The organism is Microbacterium ureisolvens, assembly GCF_019511645.1.
GTDB lineage: Bacteria > Actinomycetota > Actinomycetes > Actinomycetales > Microbacteriaceae > Microbacterium > Microbacterium ureisolvens_A.
In genome coordinates this window covers 212,242-234,324 of the sequence record NZ_JAEUAX010000002.1, presented here as the reverse complement: position 1 = coordinate 234,324, position 22,083 = coordinate 212,242, and the positions used below count along the sequence as shown (strand labels likewise).

Annotated in this window: 20 protein-coding genes; 13 read left to right on the top strand and 7 right to left on the bottom strand. The window is 71.7% G+C overall.

Going from position 1 to position 22,083, the window contains the following annotated elements; translation table 11 throughout:
* Window positions 1-4 precede the first annotated feature (4 nt).
* From JNB61_RS05220 to JNB61_RS05205, 4 genes are all read left to right on the top strand, one after another.
* Window positions 5-1,858: a cytochrome b/b6 domain-containing protein gene (locus JNB61_RS05220; protein WP_220338950.1), complete on the top strand. Its 1,854-nt coding sequence runs from the start codon at window positions 5-7 to the stop codon at window positions 1,856-1,858.
* A gap of 211 nt (window positions 1,859-2,069) precedes the next feature.
* Entirely contained in the window at window positions 2,070-3,335 is a 1,266-nt protein-coding gene (locus JNB61_RS05215) for a sensor histidine kinase (RefSeq protein ID WP_220338949.1), read from the top strand.
* Entirely contained in the window at window positions 3,323-4,027 is a 705-nt protein-coding gene (locus JNB61_RS05210; RefSeq protein ID WP_220338948.1) for a response regulator, read from the top strand. Before JNB61_RS05215 ends, JNB61_RS05210 begins: the two co-directional genes overlap by 13 nt.
* Window positions 4,024-4,881 carry a hypothetical protein gene (locus JNB61_RS05205; protein ID WP_220338947.1) on the top strand — a complete coding sequence of 286 codons (858 nt, stop codon included), beginning with the start codon at window positions 4,024-4,026 and terminating at the stop codon, window positions 4,879-4,881. The genes JNB61_RS05210 and JNB61_RS05205 overlap by 4 nt, the downstream gene beginning before the upstream one ends.
* A 156-nt stretch (window positions 4,882-5,037) precedes the next feature.
* Here JNB61_RS05205 and cofE read toward each other — a convergent pair whose 3' ends face one another.
* Together cofE and JNB61_RS05195 are read right to left on the bottom strand one after the other, a co-directional pair.
* On the bottom strand, window positions 5,038-5,844 hold the full coding sequence (gene cofE / locus JNB61_RS05200) for a coenzyme F420-0:L-glutamate ligase (protein WP_220338946.1): 807 nt from the start codon (window positions 5,842-5,844) through the stop codon (window positions 5,038-5,040).
* A 102-nt stretch (window positions 5,845-5,946) separates the two neighbouring features.
* Window positions 5,947-6,453 carry a GNAT family N-acetyltransferase gene (locus JNB61_RS05195; protein WP_116195563.1) on the bottom strand — a complete coding sequence of 169 codons (507 nt, stop codon included), beginning with the start codon at window positions 6,451-6,453 and terminating at the stop codon, window positions 5,947-5,949.
* A 182-nt stretch (window positions 6,454-6,635) separates the two neighbouring features.
* Between JNB61_RS05195 and JNB61_RS05190 the strand changes: the two genes are divergently transcribed.
* Window positions 6,636-7,196: an acyl-CoA thioesterase gene (locus JNB61_RS05190; protein WP_220338945.1), complete on the top strand. Its 561-nt coding sequence runs from the start codon at window positions 6,636-6,638 to the stop codon at window positions 7,194-7,196.
* An 83-nt stretch (window positions 7,197-7,279) separates the two neighbouring features.
* Here the strand turns inward: JNB61_RS05190 and JNB61_RS05185 are convergent, their stop codons facing one another.
* Window positions 7,280-7,591 carry a DUF7882 family protein gene (locus JNB61_RS05185; RefSeq protein WP_159841370.1) on the bottom strand — a complete coding sequence of 104 codons (312 nt, stop codon included), beginning with the start codon at window positions 7,589-7,591 and terminating at the stop codon, window positions 7,280-7,282.
* 134 nt (window positions 7,592-7,725) lie between these two features.
* Between JNB61_RS05185 and JNB61_RS05180 the strand changes: the two genes are divergently transcribed.
* Window positions 7,726-8,514, top strand: a complete 789-nt coding sequence (locus tag JNB61_RS05180; RefSeq protein ID WP_220338944.1) for an EAL domain-containing protein — start codon at window positions 7,726-7,728, stop codon at window positions 8,512-8,514.
* A gap of 95 nt (window positions 8,515-8,609) precedes the next feature.
* Here the strand turns inward: JNB61_RS05180 and JNB61_RS05175 are convergent, their stop codons facing one another.
* The gene (locus JNB61_RS05175; RefSeq protein ID WP_159841374.1) at window positions 8,610-8,867 is read right to left on the bottom strand and encodes a hypothetical protein; all 258 of its coding nucleotides are present in this window, start codon (window positions 8,865-8,867) and stop codon (window positions 8,610-8,612) included.
* Window positions 8,868-8,909: 42 nt separating this feature from the next.
* Here JNB61_RS05175 and JNB61_RS05170 point away from each other — a divergent pair, with 42 nt between their 5' ends.
* Window positions 8,910-9,212 (top strand): DUF7882 family protein, encoded by a 303-nt coding sequence (locus tag JNB61_RS05170; protein WP_220288508.1) that lies wholly within the window; start codon window positions 8,910-8,912, stop codon window positions 9,210-9,212.
* Here the strand turns inward: JNB61_RS05170 and JNB61_RS05165 are convergent.
* A complete protein-coding gene (locus tag JNB61_RS05165; RefSeq protein ID WP_220288509.1) occupies window positions 9,204-11,156 on the bottom strand; it encodes a sensor domain-containing diguanylate cyclase in 1,953 nt (650 codons plus the stop codon). The two genes, JNB61_RS05170 and JNB61_RS05165, sit on opposite strands and share 9 nt — an antisense overlap.
* Window positions 11,157-11,372: 216 nt before the next feature.
* Between JNB61_RS05165 and JNB61_RS05160 the strand changes: the two genes are divergently transcribed.
* Window positions 11,373-11,861: a hypothetical protein gene (locus tag JNB61_RS05160; protein WP_222855142.1), complete on the top strand. Its 489-nt coding sequence runs from the start codon at window positions 11,373-11,375 to the stop codon at window positions 11,859-11,861.
* A gap of 48 nt (window positions 11,862-11,909) precedes the next feature.
* On the opposite strand, the gene JNB61_RS05155 is transcribed toward JNB61_RS05160, so the two are convergent.
* The gene (locus tag JNB61_RS05155; protein WP_220338943.1) at window positions 11,910-12,818 is read right to left on the bottom strand and encodes a LysR family transcriptional regulator; all 909 of its coding nucleotides are present in this window, start codon (window positions 12,816-12,818) and stop codon (window positions 11,910-11,912) included.
* 164 nt (window positions 12,819-12,982) lie between these two features.
* Between JNB61_RS05155 and JNB61_RS05150 the strand changes: the two genes are divergently transcribed.
* Window positions 12,983-16,732 carry a proline dehydrogenase family protein gene (locus JNB61_RS05150; RefSeq protein WP_223214637.1) on the top strand — a complete coding sequence of 1,250 codons (3,750 nt, stop codon included), beginning with the start codon at window positions 12,983-12,985 and terminating at the stop codon, window positions 16,730-16,732.
* Between the two features lie 6 nt (window positions 16,733-16,738).
* Here the strand turns inward: JNB61_RS05150 and JNB61_RS05145 are convergent, their stop codons facing one another.
* Window positions 16,739-17,764 carry a LacI family DNA-binding transcriptional regulator gene (locus tag JNB61_RS05145; RefSeq protein WP_223214636.1) on the bottom strand — a complete coding sequence of 342 codons (1,026 nt, stop codon included), beginning with the start codon at window positions 17,762-17,764 and terminating at the stop codon, window positions 16,739-16,741.
* 167 nt (window positions 17,765-17,931) lie between these two features.
* Between JNB61_RS05145 and JNB61_RS05140 the strand changes: the two genes are divergently transcribed.
* From JNB61_RS05140 to JNB61_RS05125, 4 genes are read left to right on the top strand one after another with little or no spacing between them, the layout of a single operon-like run.
* Complete coding sequence (locus tag JNB61_RS05140; RefSeq protein ID WP_220338941.1) at window positions 17,932-18,909, top strand: sugar phosphate isomerase/epimerase family protein; 978 nt, start codon at window positions 17,932-17,934, stop codon at window positions 18,907-18,909.
* Window positions 18,906-20,651 carry a dihydroxyacetone kinase family protein gene (locus JNB61_RS05135; RefSeq protein WP_220338940.1) on the top strand — a complete coding sequence of 582 codons (1,746 nt, stop codon included), beginning with the start codon at window positions 18,906-18,908 and terminating at the stop codon, window positions 20,649-20,651. The genes JNB61_RS05140 and JNB61_RS05135 overlap by 4 nt, the downstream gene beginning before the upstream one ends.
* Before the next feature lie 3 nt (window positions 20,652-20,654).
* Window positions 20,655-21,113 carry a ribose-5-phosphate isomerase gene (locus JNB61_RS05130; RefSeq protein ID WP_159841392.1) on the top strand — a complete coding sequence of 153 codons (459 nt, stop codon included), beginning with the start codon at window positions 20,655-20,657 and terminating at the stop codon, window positions 21,111-21,113.
* Entirely contained in the window at window positions 21,110-22,066 is a 957-nt protein-coding gene (locus tag JNB61_RS05125) for a 3-hydroxyacyl-CoA dehydrogenase family protein (protein ID WP_220338939.1), read from the top strand. The genes JNB61_RS05130 and JNB61_RS05125 overlap by 4 nt, the downstream gene beginning before the upstream one ends.
* Window positions 22,067-22,083: the final 17 nt, after the last annotated feature.

Sequence of the window (22,083 nt, the reverse complement as noted above, 5' to 3'; positions counted from 1 at the left end):
CGGCATGGCGACGTTCGGTTCCACGGTGCGCCGCGGCCTGCCGCGCGTGCCCGGCGGCGAGCCCTGGCCCCCCGCCGGCGCCGCGCCCGGCGCGAACGGCAACGGTGCCGCGCCGGCCGAGGCGCCGGTCTCGGCCGTTCAGGCGACACAACCCGCGGGATCCGAGACATCGACCCCGCGTGTCGCGACCCCCGGGCGCGCTGCCGCTGTCCCGGAGGTGGGTCTGGTGGCGCAACACGCGGGAACGGATGCTGCCACCCCGGGTGTCGCGAACCCCGAGGCACCGGCGCCCGCTGCGTCGCGAGGCATCCGCCGTGGTCTGCCGCGCGTGGCCGGCGGGGAGCCGTGGCCGCCGGCATCCACGCTCGCCGCTTCGTCGCCGGTGGTTCAGGCGGCGCAGCACGCGGGAACGGATGCTGCGACCCCGCGTGTCGCGACCCCCGAACAGCCCGCTGCGGACCAGTCACAGGTTCAGGTGGCGCAGCACGCGGGAACGGATGCTGCGGCCCCGCGTGTCGCGACCCCCGAAGCTGCGAGCTCGGCCGGCGATGGCGCGAAGGCGCTGCGCCGCGGGCTCCCGCGCGTGGCGGGCGGCGAGCCGTGGCCCCCGGCCGGACTCGCGCCGACCGCGATCCCAGCGGCAGTCACGGATGCCGCGGCGACCGTGTCCGCCCCGACCGAGCGCCCGGTGCGCACCGGTCTCCCGCGCCCGGGCGCTGCGGCGCCGGCTCCCGTGGTCGCCGCAGCGGCCGAAGCATCCGTCGCGACAGCGCAGACCTCGGCGGATGCGGAGACCCCAGTCGCCGAGGTCGTCGCTCCCGCAGCACCTGCCACCGCGACGGGGGTTCCGCTGTCGGAGCCGCTGCCCTTCCGCCGCACCGTGTGGGCGGGAGCGACCGCGAAGACCCGCCCGGCGGTGGCACCGGAGCCGAAGCGCATCGGGCCGTTCACGCGGGGACAGTGGGCCGGCGCCGTCATCGTCGGTGGCGCCGGACTGCTGTACGCCGCCGGGATGGCGGTGCTGGCGGTCCGCTGGCTCCTCAGCACGACCTGGGGCGTCGACTTCCTCGCGGCATATCCGGGCGAGTACCACCTGCCCGAAGGGGCGCCGGTGGGCATTCCGGCGTGGCTCGGATGGCAGCACTTCTTCAACGTGTTCCTGATGGTGCTGATCATCCGCAGCGGTCTGCAGGTGCGCACCGACAAGCGACCGAGCGTGTTCTGGTCGCCGCGCAACAACGGCCGGCGCAAGATGAGCCTCAACCTGTGGTTCCACCAGTCGCTCGACATCCTGTGGATCGTGAACGGCGTGATCTTCGTGGCGCTGCTGTTCATCACCGGGCAGTGGATGAAGATCGTGCCCACGTCGTGGGAGGTGTTCCCGAACGCCGTGTCGGCGGCACTGCAGTACGTGTCGCTGGACTGGCCCACCGAGAACGGGTGGGTGAACTACAACTCGCTGCAGCAGCTCGCGTACTTCGCGACCGTGTTCCTCGCCGCGCCGCTGGCGATCGCCACGGGAGTGCGGATGAGCCACGTCTGGCCGAAGAACGCGGCCGGGCTGAACAGGGCCTACCCGGTGGAGTGGGCGCGCGCGGTGCACTTCCCGGTGATGCTCTACTTCGTGGTGTTCATCGCGGTGCACGTGTTCCTCGTCTTCGCGACCGGCGCTCTGCGCAACCTCAACCACATGTACGCTGCGCAGGGCTCCGTCGACCCGGACGCGTACGCCGACAACTGGACCGGCTTCTGGTTCTTCGTGGCGTCCCTCGTCGTCATCGCCGCCGCCTGGGTGGCCGCCCGGCCGCTGGTGCTCGCACCGATCGCGCGCCTTTTCGGCAAGGTCTCCGGACGCTGACGCGAGCGGGCGCCGATGGCGTCGCCGGAGCGTCTCGCGTCTGGGGCGCGCCTCGTACCCTCGGGGCGTGCGGCGCGCGCCCCGACGACACCTCGTGCGCCCCAAACGCGCGACACGACCGTCAGAGGGGCATGGGACGGGGGATAACCCGAAGAGAAGTCTCCGGATGCCTCGGGCGCGCGGCGCGGCGGGCACGCCTAACTTTGGTGACATGACCTCCTCGGACTCTCCTCCCGTCCGCCCGGTGACGCGGCCCGCCCAGGTGGCGGGCGCCATCGCGCAGCTCGCCGCGCTCGGCGTCCTCGGCGTCGCCGCCTTCTCCCTCCTCTTCACGCTCCTCGGCGTCGGCATCGGCCTGGTGTTCGTCGTCGGCATCGGCCTTGTGGTGCTCGTCGGGCTCGTCTACGTGCTCTTCGCGCTCGGCTGGCTCGAGACCGAGCGCGTCGAGGGCCTGTACCGCTTCGGGCTCCCTCGGCTGCGTCCGCGCTCGAGCGGACGGCCCGGGTTCGGCGGCTTCCTCCGCACGCTCTGGATGCAGACGATCGACCCCGGCACGTGGCGCGCCATCGCGAACCTCGCGATCTCGACGATCCTCGGCTGGGTCGTCGTGGCTCTCGCCGGGATCCTCGTGTCGGGCGCGGTGCTCACGTTCGCGCCGCTGTTCGCCGAGGCGAGCGCCGTGCGCCTCGCGCGCACCGGCATCGAGGTGCCGCTGGCATGGGCCGTCCCGGTGGGCATCTTCGCCGCGCTGTTCTCGGCCGCCGCGCTCATCGGGCTCGGTGTGCTCCACGGCATCATCGCGCGGGCCATCATGGTGCCCTCGCGCGAGGCCCAGCTCGCCGCCGCGGCCCGCATGTCGAGCCAGCAGCACGCCGGTGCCGTGCGCGCGGCCGACGTCGAGCGCACGCGCATCGAGCGCGACCTCCACGACGGCGTGCAGCCGCGCCTCGTCTCGGTCGGCATGACGCTCGGGCTCGCCCAGCAGAAGATCGACGCCGACCCCGAAGCCGCGAAGGCGCTCATCACCGAGGCCCACACCTCGACGAAGGCGGCCATCACGGAGCTGCGACAGCTGGCACGAGGCATCCACACGTCCGTCCTCGACGATCGCGGTCTCGACGCCGCCATCTCGGCTCTCGTCGCCCGCTCCGTCGTGCCCGTGCACACCGACGTCCGCCTCGACGGCCGCTGCAGCCGAGACACCGAGGCCGCGGCGTACTTCGTGATCGCCGAGGCCCTCACCAACGCCGCCAAGCACTCGCGGGCGACCGAGGTGCGAGTGGTCGCGCGCCTGCGCGAGCCCGGCATGCTGTGGGCCCGCGTCGAAGACAACGGCGTCGGCGGCGCGCGGGTCATCCCCGGCGGCGGCCTCGACGGCATCGTCAACCGCGTGCTCGCGGCCGGCGGCGAGGCGCGCATCGACAGCCCCGCGGGCGGACCCACGAGCGTGGAGGTGAGCATCCCGTGCGCATCCTGATCTGCGAGGACTCGGCGCTGCTGCGCGCCGGCCTGGTGCGGGTGCTCGAAGACGCCGGCCACGAGGTGGTCGCCGCCCTGCCCGACGCCTCGCGGCTCGACGAGACCGTGGACCAGACGGCGCCCGACCTCTGCATCCTCGACGTGCGGCTGCCGCCGACGTGGGTCGACGAGGGCATCCGCGCGGCGCTGTCGCTCAGGGCGCGGCTGCCGCAGCTGGCGGTGCTGGTGCTCTCGCAGTACGTCGAGGAGCGGTACGCCGCCGACCTCATCTCGTCCAGCGGCGGCGCGCTCGGCTACCTCCTCAAGGACCGCGTCGCCGACGTCACCGACTTCCTCGAGGCGATCGAGCGCATCGCCGCGGGTGCCACGGTGCTCGACCCGGAGGTCGTCGCGCAGCTGCTCAGCCGGCGGACGAGGGACGAACGGATGCTGCGCCTCACCGAACGCGAGGCCTCGGTGCTCGCCCTCATCGCGGAAGGGCGGTCCAACCAGGCCATCGCCAAGACGCTCCACGTCACCGAGGGCAGCGTCGAGAAGCACATCACCGCGGTCTTCCAGAAGCTGGACCTCGAACCCGACGAATCGGGCAACCGGCGCGTGCTCGCCGCGATCGCCCACCTCGAGCACGGCGGCCCGATGCCGCCTGCTCCCACGCGCGGCCCCGGGCCGCAGACAGGAACGAACCGATGAGCACGACACTCACTCCTCCTCCCGTGGCACCTGACAGCCCCGTCGAGCCGCCGCGGCCCTCCTCCGGCGGATCACGCGCCGTCGCGATCGTCGTGATCGTGCTGGGAGGCATCGTGCTCCTGGGCGCGACGATCTCGGCCGCCGTCGGGACCATCGCCTCGGCATCCGTGCACACCTCGACCCGTGCGGTCGACGCCGCGGGCGTCGACGAACTCGCCGTCGATGCCGCCGCCGGCACGCTGCGCGTCGAGTTCTCCGACGTTCGCGACGCCGAGCTCGAAGTGACGAGCTCGTGGGACGCCGACGCGTGGCTTCTCGAGCGCGACGGCGACACGCTCCGGGTCTCGTCGCCCGACCGCTTCGGCTGGTTCGGCTGGCGCGGCTGGTTCGGTGACGGGGGAGCGGACGCCGTCCTGCGGCTGCCGTCCTCCCTCGAGGGTCTGGATGCGGACGTGTCGCTCGCGGCCGGCGAGTTCGTGACCGACGGAGAGTTCGGCGCGCTGGGCCTGTCGCTCGCGGCGGGGTCGTTCGACGTCTCGGGTTCCGCGGAGTCGCTCAGCGCCGACGTGAGCGCCGGTCGCGGCACGCTCGAGCTCGACGGCGTGAGCGAGGCCGACCTCACGGTGAGCGCGGGCTCCCTCGACGCGACGCTCACGGGCGCGCAGCCGGACATGGTCGATCTCGATGTGAGCGCGGGCTCGCTGCGACTCACTGTGCCCGCGGGCGAGTACCACGTGACCTCCGAGGTGTCGGCGGGCCAGTTCGACAACAACATCGGCTCGACGCCCGGCGCCTCGAGCACCATTACCGTGCAGGTGTCGGCAGGCGAGGCCGTGCTGACCTCCGGGCGCTGAGCCGCAGCATCCGTTTCCGACCCGTCGTCGCGACTCTGCGACGGCGGGTCGGTCTTCGCGTCGTCGCGGTCGGGTTTGGGGCGCGCGGTGGTCGCTCGGGGCGCACGTCGCGCGCCCCGAATGCGCCGGACGCGCCCCAAACCCGACCGGCAGCGGTCAGGGTCCGGAGCTGAAGGCCTCTTCTTCGGCGTCGCGGCCGCGGGCAAGCCCCGCGGCGAATCCTTCGGCGTAGGCCTCGTCGGCCCCGAGGCGGAACATGTCCTTCTCGAGAGGGCGCACGATCGAACGGGCGCCGGGCAGGTCCAGTGCGCCGACGAGGTCGGCGCGCCCGCGCACCACGGCGACGGGGCGCCGGCTCGCCTTGCCCTTGACGAGGTCCGCGGCTGCCGCCAGTTCGTCCCCGACGCAGGGCATGGTCACGACGAGCGGGCGGCCCTCGGCATCCGTGCCCCCGCGGAGATCCTCGAAGACGTGCACGCCGCCGGCACCGATCGCGTGGTCGGTCTGACCTTCGCGCCAGGCTCTGCCGAGCGTGTCCGACACGATGACGCCGACCTCGACGCCGAGCCGCTCGCGCAAGCCCGCGGCGATCGCCCGGGCAGAGGCGTCGGGGTCGACCGGCAGCAGCAGCACGGTGCCCGCCGGGGTGTTCGAGGCGTCGACGCCCGCGGCCGCGGAGACCATGCCGAGCCGGTTCTGCACGATGCGCGTGGTCGCGCCGTTGGGGGTGCTCCGGGATGCCACGACCCGCACCGTCTCGGACGTGATGGCGTCTTCGCGGTCGTCGGCGACGACGAAGCGGCCCTCGGCCTTCGAGACGATCTTCGAAGTCACGACGAGGATGTCGCCGTGCGCGAGTTCGTCGTCCGCTGCGCGGGCGATGACATCGACGAGGTCGGCGCCGGCCTCGATCTCGGGGATGCCCTCGAGGGGCCAGACGGTGAGCGCGGTGCGAGGCGGCATGGGTCCAGTCTTGCGGATGCGCGGCGGGTGGGTGCCCGCCTGGCGAGACGGCGAGGGGGCGTTCCCGGCGAACCGGACACGCCCCCTCGGAACAGCGGTGGATCAGCGCACGAAGCGCACCTCGGTGAGGGTCTCGCCGAGGAAGGGCTCGGTGTGCGTGGCCCCGTCGAGCGTGAAGCCGTTGCGCGTGTAGAAGCGGTGCGCACGCGGGTTGTCGTCGGCGACCCAGAGGTACAGGCCCTCGGCCGGCTCGACGACCGCGTCGAAGAGCTTCTGGCCGATGCCTGTGCCGTGGTAGGCGTCGAGCAGGTAGATGAAGTACAGCTCGCGGAAACGCGGGGCGTCCTTGTCGCGTGCGGGACCGGAGCCGGCGAACCCGACGATCTCGCCGTTCACGAGGGCGGCGAACATCTTGAACTCGGGACCCTGGACGGCCCAGTGCGTCCAGAGCTCGGCGAGGCGCTTGGGCGATACGGCCTCGAGGGCGGCCTTGCTGATGAGGTGGTCGTACGTCTCGTGCCAGGCGGTCGCGTGGACGCGCCCGAGGGCCTCCGCGTCGACGTCGCGCACCGGACGGACGACGATGTCGGTCTGGGTTTCGGCTTCCATGGGCCAGACTCTACGCGCGTCGGCGCGAGACCCGAAATCGAGGGAACACCGGGTGAACAGGGGTTGACAAAAGGATGCTGCGGACCTCCGCGCGTGCGCATGTTCCGCGGTCACTTCTGGGCCCTGTCGGGAATCGACAACCGAATCCGCGCACCCCGCGAGGATCGCTACGATCGCACCTCGTGAACGTGATGTGGCGCACCCTGATGGTGATGGTGACCGCGCGGCGGCGGCTGCGGCGTGGCCGGCGGCTCGGCCCCCACGAGATCAGCCGGATCCGGCTCACCACACTGCTCACCGACATCGATCTGCTGCGCCACATGAACAACGGGCGCTACCTGTCGCTGTTCGACCTCGGCCGATGGGACCTGCTCGTGCGCACCGGCCTGTGGGACGTCATGAAGAAGTACGGCTGGTATGCCGTCGTCTCGAGCGAGACCGTGACGTTCCGCAAGTCGCTCAACCTGTGGCAGAAGTTCGACGTCGAGTCGCGCATGATCGGGCACGACGACAAGGCGGTCTACCTCGAGCATCGCGCTGTCGTCGCCGGCGAGGTGTACGCCCGCGCGATCATCCGCGCCCGCATGATGAAGCGCTCCGGCGGCACACTGTCGCACGAGGAGCTCTTCGCGGCGATCGGCCGGCCCGAGGGTGTTCCCGAGGTGGAGGAATGGGTGCACGACTGGGCTGCAGCATCCGCTCTCCCTCCCACGCGTGCGCAGGCGCCCAGCGTCTGGAACTGACCCGTCAGCGCAGGATGGCGGTGGCGATCAGCGACATCGCCGCGATGATCCCCGCGGCGGTGATCCCGAGCGGAAGGGAACGATCAGGGTCCGGCGGGGTTGTCGGGTTCCGGGACGATCGTGAGGCCCGCAGGCGAGTTCGCTGCCTTGGCGAGTGCGTCCACCCAAGCCGGGTTGAGGCGGGGCTGTCGACCGCCGAAGTACTCGAACGCCAGCGAGACGTTCGGACTCAGCCATACCGACGTGCGGCCCAGGCCCGCGCGGGTCGGGTCGCTCCAGGTGAACGGGAAGGACTCGCCGCGACGCAGCTTGGCCCAGATGACCGCCTGCAGATGCGCGAGGATCCGGTCGTCGATCGACGTCGTGACGCGGGTGTCGTAGGTGAGCGTGCCCATCGCCCCCACCCTAGTCCCCGTGGCAGCCCGGTGTGCGCGTTCGGCCGTCGGCGCAAGGTGCGGCGTAGTATACGCAGATTATGTGCCCGTGTCCGGTGTTGCCCCCGCATGCGAACGTCCTCGACGCTGGTGGCATGGTTCGTCCTCCACAGCTCACTCGTGACCTGCGCGCGGCGCTGTCGAGCGGCGAGCTGTGGATCGCGTTCCAGCCGCAGTACGACCTCGACCCGACCGGGCCGGCCGATGCCGAGGTGGCGGCGGATCCCGTCGCCGTCGAGGCGCTCTGCCGCTGGAACCACGCGCTGCTGGGTGCCGTCCGGCCCGACACGTTCATCCCGCTCGCAGAGGAGGGGCGCTTCCTCGACGAGATCGACCTGCATGTCTTCGCCCGGGCGACCGAACAGGTGACGCGATGGCGCGAGTCCGGCCACCCGCTCGGACTGTCGGTCAACGCCTCTCCCGCGCACTTCTCGACACGATACGCCGACACCATCGTCGCGCGACTGGACCGGCTCGGCATCGATCCGGCCGGCATGACGGTCGAGATCACCGAAGCGCCGACGCCCCAGCTGCGTCCCGAGATGATCACGGCGATGCAGGCGCTGCGGGCCGTGGGGATCGCCATCTCGGTCGACGACTACGCCGGCGGCGATGCCACCGTGGCCATGCTCGAGGGGCTGCCGATCGATGAGGTCAAGATCGACCGATCGCTCACGCAGCGCGACGATGCCGAGGCCCACGACGCGGTCGCCGCCGTGGTGGAAAGCAGCGCGCGACACGGCTGGCGCGTGGTGGCCGAGGGCATCGAGACCGTCGCAGACCTCCGGCGTTCGCGCGAGCGCGGCTGCGGCCTCGGACAGGGCTACCTGTGGGGGCTCCCGATGCCGTCGGAGGAGATCGACGCCCTGCTCGCAGCGGTCTGACCGGTGCCCCGAGGGCGCGGCGGCCGACCGACTCGCTTCAGTCCGCGGATCTCACCGCGCCCCGCGGGCGGGTGCGACCGGCGAGCAGCAGCGGGTCAGAGTTCGTAGTCGGCGAGCTCGTCGTCCGGCTCGTCGACCGGAGCCGGCGCCTCGCCGACCTCGAACTGCGACCACGTGACGGGCATGCCGGGAGAGAAGAGGATGTCGACGCCCGGGCCACCGCGCAGCGGCGGGACGTTGACATAGCCGCCCCCCGCTTTGATCGCCTCGAGGATCTTGGTCTTCAACTCCGACACGGGGTCGGGCAGGAAGTAGTCGCGTCCATCGACGGTGAGCCGGTTCACGATCGCCATCGCCCCAGCGTACCTGCGCCCGCCCGCCCATAGGATCGATACGTGGGCATACTTCACTACGGCGCACCCCCCGCGTCCTTCACGATCGACGATCGCACGCTCGCTCACCTCGAGCTGGTCATCATGGCGAAGCTGCGGCGCCGGGAGAATCTCTCCTTCGCGCACGTCGACGCAGACACCTCGCTGCGTCAGGCCGTCTGGATCTCTCCGGTGACCTCACTGCGGTTCGAGTACGAGGGACCCATGCCCGAGATCAACCGGCTCTGGCTGCAGGACCTGATCGACGCCGCGAACTCATCGGCGGGGCTGCGGGTCCTCCCCGAGCCCGAGCTCCCGTCACGCTGAGACGCGGCCGCCGCCCCCGCGCTTGGCGCGGTACATCGCCGCGTCCGCAGCATCCAGCAACCCTCCGGGAGTGATTCCGCGCTCGGCCGCCACGACGCCCGCGGACGCGCCCACGGCGACCTCCACGCCCCGCACGATGATCGGCTCGGTGATCGCGGCGAGCGCGCGACCCGCGATCGCGGCGGCCTCCTCCGGTCCGGCACCGACGCACACGATCACGAACTCGTCGCCCCCCAGCCGCACGACGATGTCGGAGCTGCGGGCCACGCCGCTCAGCCGGCGACCGATCGCGGCCAGGACGGCGTCGCCCATCTCGTGACCGTGCGTGTCGTTGATGAGCTTGAAGTCGTCGAGGTCGAGGAACACGACGGCCATCGCGGCCTCTGAGCCGCTCAGCAGCTCATCCAGCCGGTCATCCAGGAAACGGCGGTTGTGCAGACCCGTGAGCGCATCGCGCAGCGCGAGCTCGGCGAGCTCCGCCTGCGTGCGCGCGATCATGGCCGACCTGATCTCCTCACCGAGATCGAACGCGTCCTGCGCGTGCTCGCCCCACGGGAGGCTGCGGCCGGTGACACTCTCACGCCACGCGGAGAACGATCGGCGAGGGGAGAGGGGCGTGTCGCGGTTCTCGGGTCGCTGGTCGCCGAGCCAGTCGACAGTGCGCGAGACCTCACTGCGCACGAAGACCAGCGCATCGCCGTCGCCGCCGAGCGGGACGATGAGCAGGCCCGTCACGCCCGGGACCTCGACGGCGAGTTCCGGGCGCTCGATCGGAAGCGCCTCCCACAGCAGCCTTCCCGGCCCGAGCTCGTCGATCACGGCGAACAGGCGCGCCGGGGGCGGCACGACTCCCACGGTGTGGACGGCGTCGCCCATCCGCAGCAGAGCGCCGTCGGCGGGGACCACATCGAGCACGGTCCGCTCGCCGCTCATCAGCACGGCACCGGCATCGCCGCGCCCGTACAGCGGTGCGATGATGGCGATCCGCCGCTCCCGGGCCTCGAGCTGCCGGCGGAGACGCCGGATCTGCTCGGCGGCGGCGAGCTGCGTGACGACCTGGGTCGCCATGACCTCCAGCGCCCGGCGCAGCAGCACCGGAATGCGTCGCGGGGTGCGGTGCGCACACGTGAACATGCCCACGAGCCGGTCCTCGATGACGAGGCCGAACGACACCGTCGACGCCTGCCCCATGTTGCGCATGAACTGGAGGTGGTGCGGCGACACGGCGCGCAGCTCGGTGCCCCCGAGGTCGAGCGGGGTGTCCTCGGGCAGGAGCGTGTGGAGGGCGAGTCCCTGGTCCTCCGTGTCGGCGATCACCCGTGAGCGCTTCTCGACGTACAGCGCGCGCGCCTGCACGGGGATGTCCGACGCGGGGAAGTGCAGCCCGAAATACGGCTCCATGTCGGGTTCGCGCTCGTCGGCGACGACCTGTCCGTGCCCGTCGTCGTGGAACTCGTAGCACATCACCCGGTCGTAGCCCGTGATGGCCTTGATCTCGCGGGCGGCCAGCTGGCGCAGCTGGTCGGGGTCGGTGACTGCGGCCAGTCGCTGGATCGCGCCGACGACGCCCGTGCGGACGTACTCGAGCTCGGGCACGACGGGCTCGAGCTCGACGATGAGCGGGACAGTGCCGCGATGCGCGATCACGTCGTACACCGTGCCCTCGAACTCCGCGCGGACGGGATCGACGGCCAGTCCCTGGCTGATGGCCCACGACAGGGTGTCGCTGCCCGTCTCGCGCAGATCACGTCCCAGCCAGTGCTCGACGTTCTCACTCGCGACGACGACGACACCCGTCGCCTCGTCGATGCCGAAGAGGGCGCCGTGGGACTGGATGCGCCCGATGGTGCGGATCTGCTCCTGCGAGCATTCCTGCAGCCGCAGCGTCTCGCCGTCATCGCGGGGACGATCCGGGTCGAAGAGGATTGCGGGGGTATCTGTCAACGCGAGTCCTTCGGGGGGCGTGGCGGATGGCGGGGGAACTGCGTCGGCGAGAGCCTCATCCTATGCGCGCGGGCATCGGATGCCTAAGGCGCCACAGCGCCAGGAGTAGCGCAGCGGCTGCGGCTGCGCAATGGGTTTGCGGCCGACGGGCGTGCGGAGTTGCCTGACAGCGGTGGCGCCGGTACCCCGCCGGCGTCGGAGGGAGAAGGAGGAGCCGTGGACACGACCACCCTCATCTGGATCATCGTCGGCATCGTCGTGGTGCTCGCCATCGTCGTCGTCGCCCTGCTGGTCACCGCACGCGGACGCCGCGAGCGTCGCAGGGAGCACCAGCACGCCCGCGCCGAGAAGATGCGTGAAGATGCCCGGGAGACCGAGTTGCAGGCGCGGCAGCACGAGGCGGAGGCCGCACGCGCACGCGCCGACGCGGCCGCGGCCGCCGCTGCGGCCGAGGATGCCAAGGCGCGGGCCGCCGAAGCCTCGATGGACGCCGAACGACGCGCGGGACGCGTCGACGACCACCGCGCCGAAGCGGAAGACCTGCGCCGGCAGCACGCGGAGTCGATGCGCAAGGCCGACGACGTCGACCCCTACGTCGACAGCTCCAGTGACCGCCACGACGGCCACGCGGACGGGCGCGACGAGGTCGCACGTGACCAGATCACCCGGCCGCCGGCTCCGCCGGAGCGTCGCGAGCGCACCTGACACGGGAGACGGATGCTGGAGCCCTGCCCCCGCACGCCCCGCGGCTGTCTAGGGGCCCAGGGGCGGGGCATCCGTCCGCCGCACGGGGAACGCGTCGCGCAGGGCGCGCCGCACCTCGAGGATGCCCGCACGGGCGCCAGAGGCCGTGCGCTGGGCCGTGAAGATCTCGCGCGCCGGCCGACCCGGCAGATCGAGCAGCGACACCGGGATCTCCGAACCCTCCCACAGCAGGTCGGGAAGGACGGCGACGGCCTGGCCCGCCGCGACCAGACGCGCATGGGCGGAGAGGTCGGCCAGCTCGTACCGCACATCGGGCTCGAACCCGGCTGCCCGGCACTGCTGGACGGCCCAGAGGCGCGCGGCGGTGCCGGCAGGCTCCATCACCCACGGGCGCTCGCGCAGGTCGCCGAGCGAGCGGGCGGGATCGACGGATGCCACGGCCAGACGGATCGGGTCGGTGCCGAGCGCGTCGCGCTCGAGGCCGCTCGCGTGGGCGCGCGTGTGGCCCGGGTACTGCTCGGCGATGACGAGATCGACACCGCGCGCGGAGAGCTCGAACAGCCCGAGCTCCGGCGGCATCTCGACAAGCTCGACGCGAAGGTCGGGCGCGCGCTCAGCGAGGAGTGCGAGTGCGGCCGGAACGATGGCGAGCGCGGCGGTCTGCATGACGGCGACACGGACAGGCGCGAGTCCCGGGTGCAGCGACTCGAGCTCGCCGCGCGCCTGCTCGTCGAGGTCGAGCGCCCGCGTCGCGTGCGCCGCGAGGACGCGGCCGTGCTCGGTGAGGCGAACGCGGCGTCCTTCCGGCGCGAGCAGCGCGACGCCGGCCTCCTTCTCGAGCTGCGCCAGCTGCTGCGAGATCGTGGACGGACTGTACGAGAGGGCCTCCGCGACGGCCGCCAGCGTGCCGCGCAGCGCGAGCTCGTGGAGCAGTCGCAGGCGTCGCAGTTCGAACATCCCTATCCCATCGACAATGGCGAACGATATAGATCGTAAATCATCGCTTTTCACGAATGAATGGATACCGCACCCTTGACCTCATGCAGCATGTGGAGCCGATCGCGCACGATGAGGTGCAGGCTGGAAGCACGGAGACCGACGAGGTGACAGCTGGAGTGCGAATGGAAGACCGATCCGACGAGCGCCTGACCGTCGAGGCCGTCGCGCTGGCGCAGCGGTGGGTCGCGGAGAGTGCGGAGGTCGAGGTCGACCCGGCCGCCGAGCGACTGGCCGGTGTGCTCAAGGATCCGAACGGCCTGCCATTCACCATCGGGTTCGTCGACGGCGTGATGCGTCCCGAGAGCCTGTCGGCCGCAGCATCCCATCTGCACCGCGTCGCGCCTCTCGTGCCCGAGTTCCTGCCGTGGTACCTGCGCGGCGCCGTTCGCATGGGGGGCGCGCTCGCACCGGTGCTGCCGTCGCCGGTCGTGCCCATCGCCCGCCGCGTGCTGCGCGAGATGGTGGGCCACCTCGTCGTCGACGCGCGTCCCGACAAGCTCGGCCCCGCGATCGCTGCGCTCCGCGAGAGCGGCGCGCGACTGAACCTCAACCTGCTGGGCGAGGCGGTGCTGGGCGAACGGGAGGCGCTGCGCCGGCTCGAGGGGATCCACGAGCTGATCCGCCGCCCCGACGTCGACTACGTGTCGGTGAAGGTGTCCGCGATCGCCAGCCACATCTCGATGTGGGCGTTCGACGAGGTCGTAGACAAGGTCGTCGACCGCCTGCGGCCGCTGTACCTGACCGCGGCCTCCCCGACGAGCTCGGTGAACGGCCCGACGTTCATCAACCTCGACATGGAGGAGTACCGCGACCTCGATCTCACGATCGCGGTGTTCAAGCGCCTCCTCGAAGATCCGCGCCTGCGGCAGCTCGAGGCCGGCATCGTGCTGCAGGCGTACCTTCCCGACGCGCTGCCCGCGCTCGAGCGGCTCACCGCGTGGGCGCAGGAGCGCGTCGACGACGGCGGCGCCCGCATCAAGGTGCGTCTCGTGAAGGGCGCCAACCTCGCGATGGAGCACGTCGACGCGGTCATGCACGACTGGAGCCTCGCCACCTACGGGGCGAAGGTCGACTCGGACGCCAACTACGTGCGGTGCCTCCGGTTCGCCCTCCAGAAGCCGCACACCCGGGCGGTGCGGATCGGTGTCGCCGGGCACAACCTCTTCGACATCGCGTACGCCTGGCTGCTCGCCGGTGAAGCCGGCGTCCGCGACGATGTCGAGTTCGAGATGCTGCTCGGCATGGCGCAGGGCCAGGTCGAGGCCGTCACGCGCGAGGTCGGCCATGTGCTGCTGTACGTGCCGGTCGTGCGGCCCGACGAGTTCGACGTGGCGATCAGCTACCTGGTGCGGCGCCTCGAGGAGAACGCCTCGAGCGACAACTTCCTCTCGGCCGCCTTCGATCTCTCCGACGACCCGGCCATGTTCGAGCGCGAGCGCGACCGCTTCCTCGCATCCCTCGCCCGCGCCGACGACCCCGCCCTCGCGACCGGGCCGAACCGGCACCAGGACCGCGCGGCGGAGGCGACCGCCCTCTCCGGACCCGCCGGCGCCGGATCCCCGCGCGCCCAGGCGCGCCTGCGCCGAGCAGCCGGCACGTCGGACGAATCCGGCCTCACGCAAGCCGTGATCGGCATCGCACGCTCGGCCGTTCCAGGCGACACCGCGCCCGTCGAGCGCTCCGTCCCGGAGCAGGTCTTCGGGGCCGAGGCGTTCGTCGAGACAGCGGTCTTCGCGCCGCGCGAGTCCGCCGCCCGGGTCGCGGGCGCACCGGGATTCCGCAACACCGCCGACAGCGATCCGGCGCTGCCCGCGAACCGGGCCTGGGCGCGCAGCATCCTGTCGCGCATCGAGACCTCCCGCGCGGGCGACGCCACGGTGGAGGAGGCCCGCGTCACCGACGAGTCCACGCTCCAGGGCATCGTGGCGCGCGTGCGGGACTCGGCACCGGCGTGGGGTGCGCTCCCCGCGGCCGAGCGAAGCCTGGTGCTGACCGCCGCCGCCGACGCCCTCGAGGCCCGCCGCGGCGAGCTCATCGAGGTCGCCGCATCCGAGACGGGCAAGGTGTTCGCCGAGGCAGACGTCGAGGTGAGCGAGGCCGTGGACTTCGCGAACTACTACGCCGCCACCGCACGCGAGCTCGATCGCGTGAGCGGCGCGGTGTTCGAGCCAGCTCGGCTCACCGTCGTCACACCGCCGTGGAACTTCCCGATCGCGATCCCCGCAGGTGGCGTGCTCGCGGCGCTCGCCGCGGGATCGGGCGTGGTGTTCAAGCCCGCGCCGCAGGCCCGGCGCTGCGCCGCGGTGGTCGCCGAGGCGCTGTGGGAGGCGGGCGTGCCGCGCGACGTGCTCGCCCTCGTCGACATCGACGAGGGCGGCCTCGGGCAGGCGCTGCTGTCGCACCCCGACGTCGACCGGGTGATCCTCACCGGGGCGTGGGAGACGGCGGCCCTGTTCCGCTCGTGGCGTCCCGATCTCCCGCTCCTGGCCGAGACCAGCGGCAAGAACGCGATGATCGTCATGCCGACGGCCGACCTCGACCTCGCGGCATCCGATCTCATCAAGAGCGCGTTCGGCCACGCCGGCCAGAAGTGCTCTGCCGCGTCGCTCGCGATCCTCGTCGGTCCGGTCGGCCACTCGCAGCGCTTCGCGCGTCAGCTGGTGGATGCTGCGACCTCCCTCCGCGTGGGAGCACCCTCCGACCCGCTCAGCGAGGTCGGGCCGGTCGTCGAGGTGCCGCGCGGCAAGCTCCAGTGGGCGCTCACCACCCTCGACGAGGGGGAGTCCTGGCTCGTCGAGCCCCGGCGCGTGGACGCGGCCCCCGAGTACGACGGGCGGCTCTGGACCCCCGGCATCCGCACCGGTGTGCAGCCCGGCTCGCGCTTCCACCGCGAGGAGTTCTTCGGGCCGGTGCTCGGGATCATGCACGCGTCGTCGCTCGCCCACGCGATCGAGCTGCAGAACGCCGTCGCCTACGGGCTCACCGCGGGCCTGTACACCCAGAACCCCGACGACCTCGCGCTGTGGCTCGACCGGGTCCAGGCGGGAAACCTCTACGTCAACCGCGGCATCACCGGCGCCATCGTGCAGCGCCAGCCGTTCGGCGGCTGGAAGCGCTCGTCGGTCGGCGCCGGAGCGAAGGCCGGCGGCCCGAACTATCTCGTGGGGCTCGGCCGCTGGCGCGCCACCTCGGGCGCCCCGGCGTCGGCGACGCTGCACCTGCGGGGTCTCGACACCCGCATCGTCGCGCTCATCGAGGCTGCGCAGCCGTCGCTGGACTACGAGGCGTTCGAGTGGCTCCGCCGCGGCGCCCTGTCGGACGCGATCGCATGGGACCGCGAGTTCGGACAGGTGAAGGACGTCTCGGGTCTCGGCATCGAGCGCAACCTCTTCCGCTACCGCCCGATCCCGGCGGTCGCGCTGCGCGCCACCGCGGACGCATCATGGCAGGCCGTGCTCCGCGTGGTGATCGCGGGCCTGCGCTCAGGATCGCGACTGACGCTGAGCAGCCCGGTCGGTCTGCCTGCCGCCGTGCGCCGCGTGCTCGCGGAAGAGGACGTCGCCGTCTTCGTCGAGACCGACGAGCAGTGGCTCGAGCGACTCACGGCGGTCGACGTCGTCGCGGCCGCCGCCGACGCCGACCCCGAGCCGCGGCCGGCGCGTGTGCGGCTCATCGGCCGGTCTGAGTCGGTCGCGGCACTGCGCGCCCTCGTCGCGCAGGCGTCGGGCGGCGACCCCGACCTCGCGGTCTACGACAACGAGGTGACCACCGCCGGCCGGCTCGAGCTGCTGCCGTTCCTCCACGAGCAGTCGGTGACGATCACCGCGCACCGCTTCGGCAACCCGGACCCGTGGAGCGAGTCGGTCATCTGACGAGCACTATTCGTCCGTGCTGACGAAGCCGGTCGACTCGCGACGCACGATGCGGAAATCGGGCTTGAAGGTCTCGGGCGGCCGCCGCTCGCCCTTCTCGTTGATGCGCTCGATGAGCCGGTCGACCGCGATCGCGGCGATCTCGTCGCGGCCGGGGTCGACCGTCGTCATGGAGGGCACCGACCACTTGCTCTCGTCGATGTTGTCGAACCCGATCATCGCGACGTCGTCCGGCACGCGCAGCCCCTCTTCGTCCAGCGCGCGCAGCACGCCGAGTCCGAGGGTGTCGCTCAGCGCGAACACGGCGTCGAACTCCACGCCCTCGCGGACCAGCAGATGCGCTGCCGCGGCGCCTCCGGCGCGGTTCCATCGAGACATCTCGGTCGGACGCACGAGGGCGGGGTCCAGCTCGATGCCGGCGCGCTCCAGCGCGCGCAGATACCCCTTGAGCCGCAGGTTCGCCGAGCTGGCCTCGACGCCCCCGTGAAGGTCTGCGCCGATCAAGGCGATCCGGCGGCGGCCGATCTCGAGCAGATGCTCCACCGCGGCCTCCGCCGAAGAGGTGTTGTGCATCGTGACGTGGTCGGTCGGCCCGCCGAAGATGCGCTCGCCCAGCAGGACGAGCGGCCCCTCGACAGCGAGGGCCGCGGCATCCTCCTGTCCGAGGCTCACCGGGCTGAAGAGGAGGCCGTCGAGGAAGCGGGGACGGCTCGTCGACACCGCGAGCAGCTCTCCCTCGCGCTGACCGCTGGTCTGCTCGACCATGACGCCGAGCCCGCGCTTCTCGGCGGCGCGGATCACGGAGTCGGCGAGCTCGGCGAAGTAGTTCTCGCGCAGTGACGGGACGGCGAGGCCGATCACGCCGGTGCGTCCGGAGCGGAGCCCGCGCGCCGACAGATTCGGGCGATAGTCGAGCTGCTCGATCGCCTCATTGACGCGATCGCGTGTTCCCGGGCGCACGTGGGGGTAGTCGTTGATCACGTTGGACACGGTCTTGATAGAGACGCCGGCCACCCGTGCGACGTCATGCATCGTCGGTCCCATCGATGCTCCCGCCTGCCGTTCGAACCCCTGTACTCTACTGCCCGCCGGGCCGGACCCGCGGCCGTCCGCCCGTTCGCCGACCATTCGTGCCACGAAGAAATGCAACGTTGTAAACTAGTGTACCTTGCGGGTATGACGTCATCGAGGACGAGACAATGCTGAGTTCGAACGACTGGCCGATCGCGGCGGCGCTGCTTCCGCTCGGCGATGCCCACCCCGTCGACGGGCCGGAGTCATCTGCAGAGCGCTGGCTGTCGGATCTCTCGGAAGTGAGCGACGCGGGGTTCTCCGATGTCGATCTCACGGACTCCTGGACGCGGTACGGCGACCTCGACCGCAACCACGTCGCGGCCCTGCGGGAGTGCCTCGCTGCAACCGGATTGACCGCAGTCTCCCTCTCGGCGATCCGCCGCAGCGTCATCGACGAGCAGCACGGTCAGGAGCACCTCGCCTACGCGCACCGCACGATCGACTTCGCTGCGGAGCTGGGCATCCCGGTCGTCTCGGTGGGGCTTCATCGCGCGCTCACTCCCGCCCAGCGCGAGCAGCTGTGGTTCTGGACGGCCGACGGGCACCGGGACCCCTTCGGAGACGATGACGCATGGGCGCTCGCCGTCGGACGGCTGCGTGAGCTCGGCCGGCATGCGGACGAGGCGGGGCTGCTGCTCTCGCTCGAGATGTACGAGCACACGTTCCTGGGCAGCGCGGAGTCCTCCGTGCGCCTCGTCGAGGACATCGGCCTGGACGCCGTCGGCCTCAACCCCGACATCGGCAACCTCATCCGCCTTCACGAGCCGGTCGAGGACTGGCGGGCGATCGCGGAGGCGACCATGCCGTACGCCAACTTCTGGCACGTGAAGAACTACTCCCGCGACGAGGATGCCGCCGCCGGTCTGTACTCGACCGTCCCGACGTCGCTCGAACTGGGCGTCATCAACTATCGCGAAGCGGTGAAGATCGCCCTGCGCAACGGCTTCCAGGGCATCATCTGCGTCGAGCACTACGGCGGAGACGGACTGAGCGTGAGCGCCACCAACCGCGACTACCTGCGCGACCGCGTGCTGCCCCGACGGGAGTACGCGGCAGGCGTCAGCAGAGTGCGTCAGACCGGCGCGTCGGCGGTGTCGCGATGACCCGCGTCCTGGGCGACGCCGACGCGTTCGTCCCAGACGCGCTCCGAGGCTTCGCGCGCGCTCATGAAGACGAGATCTCGCTGGTCGACGGAGGCGTCGTGCGTGCGAACCCGCTCGAGCCCGGGAAGGTGGCGGTGCTCATCGGCGGCGGATCCGGGCACTACCCCGCCTTCGCCGGCTACGTGGGGTCGGGCCTGGCCGCGGGCGCGGTGTGCGGCAACATCTTCACCTCGCCGTCGACAGCTCAGGCATTGCGCGTGGCGCATGCCGCCGACGCGGGCGGCGGCATCCTGTTCACCTACGGCCGGTACGCCGGGGACGTGATCCACTTCGGCGAGGCCGAGCGGCGGCTGCGCGACGAAGGGATCGACGCGCGCACCGTGCTCATCACCGACGATGTCGCGAGCGCCCCGGTGGAGGCGGCCGACGAACGGCGCGGGATCGCCGGCATCGTCTGCGTCTTCCATATCGCCGGTGCCGCAGCAGAGCGCGGGGATCCGCTCGACGAGGTGGAACGTCTCGCCGCCCGCGCCAACAGCCGCACCCGCAGCCACGGCGTCGCGTTCGCCGGCTGCACGCTCCCCGGTGCGGACCACGCTCTGTTCGAGGTTCCCGCGGGGCAGATGTCGATCGGCCTCGGCATCCACGGGGAGCCCGGCGTCCGGGATGTGCCCCTGCAGCCGGCGGCCGAGCTGGCCGTCACCCTGGCCGCGCCTCTTCTCGAGGAGCGGCCCCATGACGGCCGCCGCGCCGCGGTGATCGTCAACGGACTCGGGTCGGTCAAGTACGAGGAGCTGTTCGTGCTCTTCGGGTACGTCGTGGATCACCTCGAGGCGCAAGGCGTGGAGGTCGTGGAACCGCTGTGCGGAGAATTCGTCACCAGCCTCGACATGGCGGGTGTCTCGCTCACCCTGCTCTGGCTCGACGACGAACTCGAGGAGCTGTGGCGGGCCCCGGCCTCCGCGCCGGCCTTGCGGAAGGGACGCGTGTCCGCGGAGGCGCCGACCGTGAGACCGACGGCCCCCCGCGGATCCGCCGCCGCCGAACCCGCGCCCGCCGGGGCGGCCCCGGCGCCGCCGGCGACACCCGCCTCCCGTAGGGCGGCCGAGATCGCGCGGCGCATGCTGGTCGGCGCGCGGGACGCGATCGCGGCGGAAGCGGACCGTCTGGGCGAACTCGACGCGATCGCCGGAGACGGGGATCACGGCATAGGCATGACGCGAGGCCTCACCGCTGCGGTCGAGGCGGCGGAGTCCGCCGACGCGGCCATCGGCGTGAGGGAGCTGCTGCAGCGCGCCGGAGACGCGTGGTCCGAGACCGCCGGGGGCACGTCCGGGGCCCTCTGGGGCGCCGCGCTCGCGGAGGTCGGGCTCTCCCTCGGGTCGCCCGAAGACTTCACCGCGGCCGATGTCGCGACGGCGGTCGCGGCGGCGCACGCCAGAGTGGCGGCGCTCGGCGGGGCGGAGCCGGGCGACAAGACCATGCTCGATGCGATGGCCCCCTTCGACGAGACGCTCACGGAGCGGGTGCACGCGGGGAGCGGCATCGCGGATGCGCTCGCCGCGGCGGCGACCGCCGCCCGCGCGGGCGCCGAGGCGACTTCCGCCATGAGTCCGCGCCGGGGCCGTGCGCGTCCGCTGGCCGAGCGAAGCATCGGGCATCCCGACCCCGGTGCCGTGTCGTTCTCAATCATCGCGGCCGCCCTCGCCGGGTGGGTCGCGGACTTCAAGGGATCGGAGTGATCAATGGGCTGGAGGATCGTGGTCGGCGCCGATGACGCCGGCTTCGCCTACAAGGAGGTGCTGCGAGAGCTGCTCGCCGGCGACCCTCGAGTGGACAGCGTCGTGGATGTCGGGGTGGCGAGCGCCGAGGCGACGCCGTACCCGCGGGTGGCGGTGAAAGCGGCGTCGATCGTCGCGCGAGGTGACGCCGATCGCGCGCTGCTCATCTGCGGCACCGGGCTGGGGGTCGCCATCACCGCGAACAAAGTGCGCGGAATCCGGGCCGTGACGGCCCACGACAGCTACTCGGTGGAGCGCTCGGTCAAGAGCAACAACGCACAGGTCCTCACCCTGGGTGCGCGGGTCATCGGCCTGGAGCTCGCGAAGAAGCTCGTCGACGAGTGGCTGGAGCACCGGTTCGATCCCGGGTCGGCATCCGCGGCGAAAGTCCGGCTGATCGACGAATACGACAAGGAGGCATGATGATCTCGAAGGTGGCCGTGGTCGGCTCCGGCTACATGGGCGGCGGGATCGCCCAGGTGCTGGCCCTCGCAGGCAGGGACGTCGTCCTGGCCGATGCCAGCGCTGAGCTCGCCCACTCCAGCCGAGAGCGTCTCATCCGTGAGGCGGCCGACTACGGCGGGCGCGGGATCTTCCCCCCGGACGCCGCCGACCGGGTGGCGGAGCACGTCTCGGCGTCCTCGTCGATCGAGGAGGCCGTGGCCGACGTCGACTTCGTCGAGGAGGCGGTGCCCGAGATCCTCGAACTCAAGCACGAGACGCTGCACCGCATCAGCGGGAGCTGCCGCGCCGACACGCTCGTCGGGAGCAACACCTCCACGATCGCCATCGGCACGCTCGCGCAGGCCGTCGAGGACCCGACGCGATTCCTCGGCGTGCACTTCAGCAATCCCGCCACCTTCATCCCCGGCGTCGAGGTCATCCCGCACGCGGGGACAGACCCGAGCGCGGTGGACAGGGTCGTCGAGCTGCTGGGCGAGTGCGGCAAGGTGGGCGTGCCCATCACCGACGTCACGGGGTTCGTGCTGAACCGCCTGCAGTACGCGCTGTTCACCGAGGCGGCGCGACTCGTCGAGGAGGGCGTGGCGACGCCGGAGGCCGTCGATCTGATCGCGCGGACCACCTTCGGGTTCCGGCTCCCGTTCTTCGGGCCTTTCGCCATAGCCGATATCGCCGGCCTCGATGTGTACGACTTCTGCTACGGGTCGCTTCATGAGGCGTACCCCGACCGCTTCGCCGCGCCGACGATCCTTCGCGAGCGAGTCGAGCGGGGGGAGAAGGGCGTGAAATCCGGTCGCGGCTTCCTCGCGACTCCGGCGGAGCGAGCGCCAGAGCTCGCCGCGTACCGGGACGAGGCGTACGCCGCGCTCGCGGCGCTGCTGCGCGATCTGGGACCTGCTCCGGTCGACTACTGACCGGCGGAAGTTTCGCG